The organism is uncultured Algibacter sp., assembly GCF_963976535.1.
Lineage (GTDB): Bacteria > Bacteroidota > Bacteroidia > Flavobacteriales > Flavobacteriaceae > Algibacter_B.
Map to the genome: position 1 here is coordinate 1 of NZ_CAXBLF010000083.1, position 10,640 is coordinate 10,640.

10 protein-coding genes are annotated in these 10,640 nt (G+C 32.3%); 4 read left to right on the plus strand and 6 right to left on the minus strand.

Features of this window, described 5'->3' with window-relative positions:
• Positions 1-60: 60 nt before the first annotated feature.
• Positions 61-1,263, minus strand: a complete 1,203-nt coding sequence (locus AAC024_RS14815; RefSeq protein ID WP_339896272.1) for a DUF4105 domain-containing protein — start codon at positions 1,261-1,263, stop codon at positions 61-63.
• Between the two features lie 160 nt (positions 1,264-1,423).
• The gene (locus AAC024_RS14820; RefSeq protein ID WP_339896281.1) at positions 1,424-2,410 is read right to left on the minus strand and encodes a PorV/PorQ family protein; all 987 of its coding nucleotides are present in this window, start codon (positions 2,408-2,410) and stop codon (positions 1,424-1,426) included.
• Between the two features lie 201 nt (positions 2,411-2,611).
• On the opposite strand from AAC024_RS14820, the gene AAC024_RS14825 reads away from it, so the two are divergent.
• The 3 genes from AAC024_RS14825 (at position 2,612) to AAC024_RS14835 (ending at position 4,963) form a co-directional block, all read left to right on the plus strand.
• Positions 2,612-3,358 (plus strand): CDP-alcohol phosphatidyltransferase family protein, encoded by a 747-nt coding sequence (locus AAC024_RS14825; protein ID WP_339896273.1) that lies wholly within the window; start codon positions 2,612-2,614, stop codon positions 3,356-3,358.
• Positions 3,359-3,363: 5 nt separating this feature from the next.
• Positions 3,364-4,254 (plus strand): DUF808 domain-containing protein, encoded by an 891-nt coding sequence (locus tag AAC024_RS14830; protein WP_339896274.1) that lies wholly within the window; start codon positions 3,364-3,366, stop codon positions 4,252-4,254.
• A 397-nt stretch (positions 4,255-4,651) separates the two neighbouring features.
• The gene (locus AAC024_RS14835) at positions 4,652-4,963 is read left to right on the plus strand and encodes a GIY-YIG nuclease family protein (protein ID WP_339896275.1); all 312 of its coding nucleotides are present in this window, start codon (positions 4,652-4,654) and stop codon (positions 4,961-4,963) included.
• Positions 4,964-5,051: 88 nt separating this feature from the next.
• Here AAC024_RS14835 and lptB read toward each other — a convergent pair whose 3' ends face one another.
• From lptB to AAC024_RS14855, 4 genes are all read right to left on the minus strand, one after another.
• Positions 5,052-5,792 (minus strand): LPS export ABC transporter ATP-binding protein, encoded by a 741-nt coding sequence (gene lptB, locus AAC024_RS14840; RefSeq protein ID WP_339896276.1) that lies wholly within the window; start codon positions 5,790-5,792, stop codon positions 5,052-5,054.
• A gap of 118 nt (positions 5,793-5,910) precedes the next feature.
• The gene (locus AAC024_RS14845) at positions 5,911-6,261 is read right to left on the minus strand and encodes a carboxymuconolactone decarboxylase family protein (protein WP_339896277.1); all 351 of its coding nucleotides are present in this window, start codon (positions 6,259-6,261) and stop codon (positions 5,911-5,913) included.
• A complete protein-coding gene (gene tatC, locus AAC024_RS14850) occupies positions 6,254-7,081 on the minus strand; it encodes a twin-arginine translocase subunit TatC (RefSeq protein ID WP_339896278.1) in 828 nt (275 codons plus the stop codon). The genes AAC024_RS14845 and tatC overlap by 8 nt, the downstream gene beginning before the upstream one ends.
• Complete coding sequence (locus AAC024_RS14855; protein ID WP_339896279.1) at positions 7,081-8,046, minus strand: KpsF/GutQ family sugar-phosphate isomerase; 966 nt, start codon at positions 8,044-8,046, stop codon at positions 7,081-7,083. Before AAC024_RS14855 ends, tatC begins: the two co-directional genes overlap by 1 nt.
• A gap of 195 nt (positions 8,047-8,241) precedes the next feature.
• On the opposite strand from AAC024_RS14855, the gene AAC024_RS14860 reads away from it, so the two are divergent.
• Positions 8,242-10,446 (plus strand): ATP-dependent DNA helicase RecQ, encoded by a 2,205-nt coding sequence (locus tag AAC024_RS14860; RefSeq protein ID WP_339896280.1) that lies wholly within the window; start codon positions 8,242-8,244, stop codon positions 10,444-10,446.
• Positions 10,447-10,640 lie beyond the last annotated feature (194 nt).

Genomic DNA, 10,640 nt, shown 5'->3' on the forward strand with positions numbered 1-10,640 from the left:
GTTGATGCCTTAGTATCAAGCGATTAAAAATAAACTGAAAGGGCGCAAAAAGAAATAAATTTAATTTTGCTGTGTTTCCGTCCAGATACTAATTTGTCCGTTATAAAACTTAATCAAATAAGCATACCTTATAATCAGGGCTATTAAAAAAGGAATTAAACCAATAGCAAAAACTTGAACACCAATAAGCCAGTGTAATGTTAAAAGGCAAAGCAAAATAATTAAAAATTTAATATATTTTATAAACCACCTGCTTGCCTTATTTCTTAGAAGTTGGCCAATAACTAGTATATTGAGTGCAAATGCCCAAAGGATGTTATAATTTTGGTGCGTACCTGTATGATCGGTAGCAAACCATAACAATAATAGCATAACACCTATTAATCCTGTTACTGTAAAAAGTGTAACATCTAACCATTTCGTTCTTTTCTCCTTTTTATAATCATTGTAAGTGATATAAATGATTAGTAAACCAATAATTCCTAAAACAAAAAGCGGACTTATTAAAAAATAACTAGAATGAGGAGTGGGTTTTTTAGAATATAAAACATGGCTTTCCTTAACTAGTGGTTCATTAGTATTTCTAATGGTAGCATTTTCAAAGAATCTGTATATGTTTTCGGGTAAAAACATATGGTCTTCTGGAGTTGCTTTTTTGTCAATGACAGAACCAAGCGCTAAATCGATTCCTAAACTTCCCCAAGAATTTTTGTTTAAGTTATTTTGAATTAATGTTCTAAACGTAGCCTCTTCAAAATCTTTTGGATTGTGAAATGTAATCGTATTGTTTGAAGCAACATTTATTACATCTTTAATCTTTGTGGCGCAATTATCATAAAAAAACTCATATAAATATCGCCTATTTTCTGGTTTATAATTATTAATTAAATAATCATAAAGCTTCTGTTTTTCAGTTTGCGAAAGATTTAAAACTTGTTCTTTTATACTTCTATTGAAATAGTTGTAAACTTGATAAAATCTGGTAAATTCAGTTTTGCTAATTAGATAGTTAAGCTTTCCTTGAGCAAACTTCAAATAGAAATTTGGAGCATCAAAATCGTATTCACCATAGCCATAGGTTACATCAATACGGAGCAAAGGGTCTTTAATTCTAAACGCACTATGCCCAAAAGCATCATTTAATGATGTGCCAGATCCCACTGTGAGTACGCTAATTTCAGCCTGTGGAGATAATTGATTTTGTTGCGCAGTAGTTATTTCAACAAATAAAAAAAGAAATAAAAAAAGAAGATTTTTTTGCATGAACCAATTTAAAGCTTTTTGATTGTAGTGAGAACTAGAGATTTTTTGATCAATTGAAGGTTTTCTTGAATTGTTTAGTATTGCTAAGGATTGAAAAAAAGACATAAAGTGAGTGAAAAAAATTATTTCGGAGCCAATTGAAAAAGTTTAAACCTGTTCATCATCTAAAGATACTAAAATCGAGCTTTAGAGAAAATACGTTGGAATAAAGCGCTACACTTTGGTCGCCAATATCAGTAAAAGCGTAATCAATTTGAATGCCGTTATATTTAAAGCCTAAGCCAAAGCTTGGTTGAAAACTTAGTTGTTCACTATTGTCAAATTGTCTTTCATTTTGAAAATTACCCATTCCGGCACGTAAATAAACCATGTCTATATAACCAAATTCAAAGCCTAAAGCAGGATTTATGCTAGCAAAAGATGTTGAAATCACATCGTTGTTTTCTTCAAAACGAACATTCAAATTAACAGCAGTCAAAAGCGTGTAGTCATAATTAAAATCAACTAATTTAGAAATTCCAATTTGTAATTTTGGGATTGTAATCTCAGTGCTTTCTGGTAATTCTTGATTTTGACCTTCAACAGCATCACTAATGGTAGCAAATTCTTCTTCATCAATAGCCCAAGCATTAAAAGTAGTGGTAATGTCTCTAGCCATAATTCCGAATTTCCAGTCGTTGTTAGTTTCAAATTGAACGCCTACATCTAAACCAAAACCCCATGAGGAGGCAAAATCGCCAATAACTCTTCTGATGACTTTAGCATTCACACCGAAATTTAGTCCTTGAACAGGTAATGCTCTGGCATAAGAAAATGTTAATCCATAATCGGCAGTAGAAAACAGACTGATTCTGTCGTAATTTATATTGCCTTCTGCATCAATAAGTTGTGTGGTGTTTAAAATATCGTCAACCGCAAAACGAATTAAAGATATTCCAACAGCACTTCTGTCATCTAAAGGCATTCCAAAAGCAGCATAATCATAGTTTGCAATGTTTGCAAAATAACTAGAATGCATTAGCGCCAGTTGATTATCTTCAAGTTTCAATAATCCAGCAGGATTCCAATATCCAGAATTCACATCAGAAGATTGAGATGTTACGGCACTACTCATGCCCAATGAAGCAGCGTCCACACCAATATTCATAAACTCATTAGAATATTTTCTAACAGTTTGACTAAACAAAGATGCAGATAAGACACAAAATAATGTGGTGATGTAAAGTCTCAAACGCAATTTTTTTACAAAGATGCACATAATTTACATTCTTTAAAACTTCAAATTATAATAGATATTGCTTTAGACTGAAATTGTTTGTTATTTTTACAAAATCAAAACAAACCAAATATGAAAAAATACATACCCAATGCACTGACACTTTTAAACCTATTGTGCGGAAGTATTGCCGTAATTCTTGCTGTTAATAGCAATTTTGTTACGGCTGCTTTATTTGTGTTTTTAGGCATATTTTTTGACTTTTTTGATGGTTTTGCAGCCAGAAAACTAAAGGTACAGAGTGCATTAGGATTGCAATTAGATTCATTGGCAGATATGGTAACTAGCGGATTAGTTCCTGGAATTATCATGTATAAGTTATTGGCATTGACAGTTGAATCAGAAACTGTATCTGTGAATAGTTGGGTGACCAACTCAAGTGGAATTGAATTTAATTTACCAATACTTCCACTTTTAGGATTGTTAATCACTTTAGCTTCAGCTTACCGGTTAGCAAAGTTCAATTTAGACGAAGACCAACAAACCTATTTTAAAGGCTTACCAACACCTGCAAATACGTTACTAATCATCTCATTACCGTTAATTATCGAGTTTCAGAATAGCGATGCTATAAACAGCATCATTCTTAATAAATGGTTTTTGATTGGATTAACGTTTTTAAGTAGTTATTTATTGAATTCTGGTATTAAATTATTCGCATTAAAGTTTAAAGATTATAGTTTTAAAGGGAATTCAACCCGTTACATTTTTATAATTTTATGTTTGGTATTGCTTATCGTATTAAAATTTGCTGCAATACCACTTATCATATTACTTTATATCATTATGTCTGTTTTAGACAATTTAACTTCAAACTAAATTTAATGGCATCAGGTTTTTTTGCGCTTTTAGACGATATAGCTAGTTTAATGGACGATGTGGTAGTTATGAGTAAAATTTCTACCAAAAAAACAGCGGGTATTTTAGGTGATGATTTAGCTGTAAATGCAGAAAAAGCAACAGGCTTTTTAGCTTCCAGAGAGCTCCCCGTTTTATGGGCAATAACCAAAGGCTCTGCACTTAATAAATTGATAATTTTACCAATTGCTTTCTTGCTTAGTGCTTTTGCTCCGTGGGGAGTTACTCTAGCGTTAATTTTAGGGGGCGTTTATTTGGCCTTTGAAGGATTTGAAAAAGTGTTTCATTTTTTCTTTCCACATAAACATGAAGATGCTGAAGTAAACCATGCTGAGGATGATGTTAATATGTCTGAGGAAGATATGCGTGTGGCTGAAAAAATGAAGGTTAAATCAGCGATTTTTACTGATTTTATACTGTCTGTAGAAATTGTAATCATTGCACTCGGAACAGTGATTGGTAAACCTATTTTATTTCAAGTTTTAGTGGTATCGGTAGTGGCTATTATAGCTACAATTGGAGTATATGGTATTGTGGCGCTTATTGTTAGAATGGATGATTTTGGTTTAAAATTAGTTAGTTTAAGTGATAATAAAAAAAGTATTTCGAATATAGTTGGAAATTTTTTGATTAGAACCTTGCCATGGGTTATAAAAAGTTTGTCAGTTATTGGCACTATAGCCTTATTGATGGTAGCTGGAGGTATTTTTGTTCATAACATAGATTTTTTACATCATTTTTTAGAAATACTCCCAAGTTTTATTAGAGATTTTATTGTTGGTTTAATTGTTGGGTCTCTGGCATTTTTACTGGTGAAAAGCTTTATTTTTATTAAAAAGAAGTTGCTGAAGGAGTAGAGTATGGGGTTAATAATGAAACCAAGTAAGTTTTTCATAAAATGAAATTTTTAACGATTATTTTTCTTGTTTTCTTGTAAAAATGAACATAAAATTAACTCTAGAGTCAAAGTAAGGATAGATTATATTAGATGCCAATATGTAACTCAAGGGGCAAGGAGTCTATTAAATGTTAATTATAAAGAGAAACTTTATCTAGTACCAATTACAAAGAGTTATTGTGTGACTTTGAAAAAAGGAGAATATATAGACTTATATTATTCCTATAAAAGAGATGAAGTTTTCTATAAGGAATGAGTAGTAATTTAATTGTAAATTTTCTTTTTAAGAAAGTCAAAATTCTAATCTTTTTGTCATTCCTGCGAAGGCAGGAATCCACTCGTTTACTATAATCTTCATGTATAAAACCATTCATCAATATTACCTTTACATCTTAACCAATAAAACCTGTGGAACACTTTATATTGGAGTAACAAACGATTTGGAACGCAGAATGTTTGAACATAAAAACAAATTAGTTGAAGGCTTTACTAAAAAATATGGTTTGAATAAATTACTGTATTTTCAAACTTATCAATATGTTGATGATGCTATTAAAAGAGAAAAGAATATGAAGAAATGGAAACGCCAATGGAAAATCGATTTAATAGAAAAAGATAATCCTAATTGGAAAGATTTGTCTAAAGATTGGACTTGTCTCCTTGAATAGCGAAATAAAAATTATTGAATATTTTTAATTTCTAAGTGGATTCCTGCCTTCGCAGGAATGACAAAATAAATCAAATGACGCTTAGCGTCTAATCACGAATCTTCTTTTTACGTAATTCAAAATTCTGTCCTAAATAAACCTTACGCACCATTTCGTCATTGGCAAGATCTTCAGGAATACCATGTTTTAAAATGCCACCTTCAAACATTAAATAGGTTCTATCTGTAATAGCTAGTGTTTCTTGCACGTTATGGTCGGTAATTAAAATACCTATATTTTTTTTGGTAAGTTGTGCGACAATACGTTGAATATCTTCAACAGCAACGGGGTCAACACCTGCAAAAGGTTCATCTAAAAGAATAAAACTTGGGTCGGTTGCTAAAGCACGAGCAATTTCGGTACGACGACGCTCACCACCAGATAATAAATCGCCACGACTTTTTCGAATATGCCCAAGACCAAATTCTTCAATAAGCGATTCCATTTTATCGTGTTGCTCTTTCTTGCTTAGTTTGGTAAGTTGAAGTACACTTAAAATATTATCTTCAATACTCAATTTTCTAAATACCGAAGCTTCTTGAGCCAAATATCCAATACCGTGTTGTGCACGTTTGTACATCGGGTATTTTGTGATATCGGTATTATCTAAAAAAATCTGACCACCATTAGGTTTTATAAGACCTACAATCATGTAAAAAGACGTTGTTTTGCCAGCACCATTAGGTCCTAATAATCCAACAATTTCGCCTTGATTTACTTCCAACGACACATCCTTTACTACCTTTCGTCCGCTATAGGACTTCATTAAATTTTCGGCTCTTAAAATCATAATTTTTATATACTGAACGCTAAAAATAGTAAAATCATATACACTATTATAACGGAATGCTTAATTTTATCTTATTGTTGTCTATGTTCTAATATCTAATGGCGTAGCGGTCTAGAATCTATTTACTTTTAGCTTCCAATGCATCCCAAAATTCATAAGCTTTTCGCAAATGCGGAATAACAATAGTGCCACCAACTAAAGTAGCAATACTTAAAGCTTCAACAACTTCTTCTTTTTTTAATCCTACATTATAACTTGTTTCTAAATGATACTTAACACAATCATCACATCTCAAAACGGTTGATGCAACTAAACCCAAAAGTTCTTTTGTTTTAACATCTAAGGCGCCTTCCGCGAAAGCGTTGGTATCTAAATTAAAAATACGTTTAATCACCTTATTATTATCGGCTAAAATCTTATCATTCATTTTAGCACGATAATCGTTGAATTCTTTAACAATATCAGACATGTTGTTTTTTTTCTTTTCTTTTTTGATTTCTAATGACCACTTTAGAAATATAGATACTTACTTGATATAAAACTAAAATTGGGATAGCTACTATAACTTGACTCGCAATATCTGGTGGCGTAATAATGGCCGAAAGAATAAGTACAACAACCAAAGCATATTTTCTATATTTTCTTAATATTTCTGGCGTAACCAATCCTATTTTAGTTAAAAAATAAATAATAATTGGGAGCTCAAAAATTAATCCTGATGCCAAAGCAGACGACCTTACTAAGGCTATGTAGGAGCTTATATCTATTTGATTGTCCACTTTTGTAGAAATACTATAATTAGCTAAAAAGTTTAAAGACAAAGGCGTTACAATATAATATCCAAATAGCACACCTATAAAAAATAAAAGCGATGAAATAATAATAAAACCTCGCGAATGTTTACGTTCGTTAATATGTAAACCAGGACTAACAAACTTCCATAGTTGATAAATAACATAAGGAAAGGAAATAATAAAACCACCTAAAATAGCTGTCCAAATATCAGCAGAAAACTGTCCTGCCATGGTTCTGTTTTGTAATATCATTGGCATTTCTTCAGCACAAAATGTCGTGTTTACACCAATAAAATTAGCGGTTTGACATAGCATGTCATAAGTTGGAAAGCTCATGTCCAATGGTGCGAAAATTATTTGGTCAAAAACAAATCGACTAAAAATAAAAGCAACTGTGGCTACGATTACAACAGCCGTTATTATTCTAATTAAATGCCAGCGTAAATCTTCAAGATGATCTAAAAAAGACATCTCATTAATTTCTTTTTTTGCCATTATATAATACCTTCCTTTATTAAATCGTGTAAATGCACCACGCCTGCATATTTGCCGTTTTCTTCAACTAACAATTGTGATATCTCATTGGTTTCCATAACTTCCAAGGCATCAATAGCCATGGCTTCAGCCTCAATACGTTTAGGGTTTGCACTCATAATATCTTTTGCGGTTAACCCAGAAAAATCATCAACTTTGCTTAACATTCTACGTAAATCACCATCTGTTATTATACCAATAATTTTATCATTTTCAACAACTGCGGTAACCCCTAACATTTTCTCAGTAATTTCGATAATCACATCTTTAATAATCGTGTTTGGTAATACTTTTGGTTTTTCGTTTACGGAAGAAATATCTTGAACACGCAAATATAATTTCTTCCCTAAAGCACCACCAGGGTGGTATTTAGCAAAATCGTTGCTGGAAAAACCACGTAATTCTAACAAGCAAATGGCAAGTGCATCACCAATTACAAGTTGTGCCGTTGTACTTGTAGTAGGCGCTAGGTTATGTGGACAAGCTTCTTTTTCAACATAAGTGTTTAAAATAAAATCGGCATGTAGTCCTAAAAAAGATTCTGTATTACCAGTAATAGCAATCATTTTATTTTTTGCACGTTTTATTAAAGGAAGAAGGACCTTAATTTCAGGAGTGTTGCCACTTTTAGAAATACAAATTACTACATCATCTTCAAGAATTAACCCTAAATCACCATGAATAGCATCCGCAGCGTGCATAAAAACAGCAGGTGTACCAGTAGAATTTAGCGTAGCTACAATTTTGTTAGCAATAATTGCACTTTTGCCAATACCTGTTATAATAACGCGTCCTTTAGAATTGTAAATGAGTTGTGTAGCCTCTGCAAAATCATTAGTTATTAAGCTAGACAAGTTTAAAATGGCTTTACTTTCCATTTCAATAGTATGCTTCGCGATTTCAATAATGGAATTTTTGTCGTTCAAAATTTATTTTTTTGAGTTGATGTTTAAAGATTTTGTTATCTTTAGTGTTAATCAAATTGAATTTTGTTGTAATTTGAAAATTCGTTACAAAACTAACGAAAAAAATATGAGGGTTCTCTAAATGCTTTATGAAATTAATTAACCAAAATTTCTGCATATATAGAGATTTAATCAAACAATAATTTTATACAATTCATGTCAATAACAAAAAGCGACTTGCATGCTTCGCTAAAAAAATATTTTGGATTCAATAAATTCAAAGGACTTCAAGAAGGTGTTATAGAAAGCTTATTATCAGGAAAACACACATTCGTTATTATGCCAACAGGTGGTGGTAAATCATTATGTTACCAATTGCCTGCGCTAATGCAAGAAGGAACAGCTATTGTAGTTTCTCCTTTAATTGCTTTAATGAAAAATCAAGTAGATGCCTTAAGAGGCATTTCTAAAGAGCATGGTGTTGCGCATGTATTAAACTCTTCATTAAACAAAACAGAAATAAAACAGGTTAAAGAGGATATAGTTAATGGCATTACAAAATTACTATATGTAGCGCCAGAATCATTAACTAAAGAAGAGAATGTTGAATTCTTAAGGTCAGTAAAGGTGTCGTTTATGGCTATTGATGAGGCGCATTGTATAAGCGAATGGGGACATGATTTTAGACCAGAGTACAGAAATTTGCGTCATATTATAAAACGTATAGGTGATCATATTCCAATGATTGGTTTAACCGCTACGGCAACACCTAAAGTTCAAGAAGATATTATTAAGAATCTGGGTATAGGAGGTGCTAAAACGTTTAAAGCATCTTTTAATAGACCTAATTTATATTATGAAGTAAGACCAAAAACTAAAAATGTAGATGTTGATATTATTCGTTTTATAAAACAGAATGATGGGAAATCAGGTATTGTTTATTGTTTGAGTAGAAAACGTGTTACAGAGTTAGCACAAGTTCTTCAGGTAAACGGCATAAATGCAGTGCCTTATCATGCAGGGTTAGATGCCAAAACACGCTCAAGTCATCAAGATAAATTCTTAATGGAAGATGTAGATGTAGTGGTAGCAACTATAGCATTTGGTATGGGAATCGATAAACCCGATGTACGTTTTGTAATTCATCATGATATTCCTAAAAGTATAGAAAGTTATTACCAAGAAACGGGTAGAGCAGGACGTGATGGAGGCGAAGGCCATTGTTTAGCATATTATGCCTATAAAGACATCGAAAAATTAGAAAAGTTCATGTCAGGAAAACCTGTTGCAGAACAGGAAATTGGGCATGCACTACTGCAGGAGGTTGTCGCTTTCGCGGAAACGTCTATCTCTAGAAGAAAATTTATTCTTCATTATTTTGGTGAAGAGTTCGATACTAAAACTGGCGCAGGCGGCGATATGGATGATAACGTAAGGCATCCTAAAAAGAAAGTTGAAGCTAAAGATGAAGTGAAATTACTTTTAGAAACTATCGATAATACTAACGAAAAGTACAAATCCAAAGATTTGGTAAATGTTATAATTGGTAAAGAGAATGCCTTGATTAACTCTCACAAAACTAACGAGCAACCCTTTTTTGGAGCAGGAAAACACAAAGACAATAAATATTGGATGGCTCTATTAAGGCAAGTATTAGTTACTGGTTTCCTTAAAAAAGACATTGAAACTTACGGTGTTATCAAGTTACAAGACGAAGGTAGAAACTTTATAAAAAAGCCAGAATCGTTTATGATGACTGAAGATCACATATTTGAAGGTGAGCAAGAAGATGGTAGCATAATTACCGCCCAAAAAGGAAGTGGCGCAGTAGCAGATACTGTTTTAATGAGTATGCTAAAAGATCTACGTAAAAGCAATGCTAAAAAACTAGGCGTACCACCTTTTGTTATTTTTCAAGATCCTTCTTTGGAGGATATGTCATTAAAATATCCTGTTAATCTAACCGAGTTAAGTAATGTTCATGGTGTTGGAGAAGGTAAAGCTAGAAAATACGGAAAAAGTTTCGTAGCACTTATAGAAAAGTATGTTGATGAAAACGATATTGTTCGTCCAGATGATTTAGTTGTAAAATCTACAGGTATTAACTCTGCCAATAAATTATACATTATTCAAAATGTGGACAGAAAGTTACCGCTAGATGATATTGCATCTTCGAAAGGCATGTCTATGGCCGATTTTATAAAAGAAATGGAGGCTATTGTGTATTCTGGCACTAAATTGAATATAGACTATTGGCTTCATGATATTCTAGATGAAGACCAACAAGAAGAAATCCATGATTACTTTATGGAATCTGAAACTGATGATATAAACGCCGCTATCGATGAGTTTGATGGCGATTATGATGACGAAGAACTTCGTTTATACCGTATAAAGTTTATTAGTGAAGTAGCTAATTAATTATGCTGTAATTTAGGCGTTACCCAAGGGTCGGGCTTGATGTTTATCTTGAGCGCAGTCGAAAGGTTACAATCTTTTTATTCGTACCTCATAAAAAGGATTTCCTCTGCAATCCCTAACGCATTTATATGCTAGCTTATTTTTTAAATTGAAAGTTATTTTGTTTATGGAGAGGTTCGTTTAACGTGTTTGTA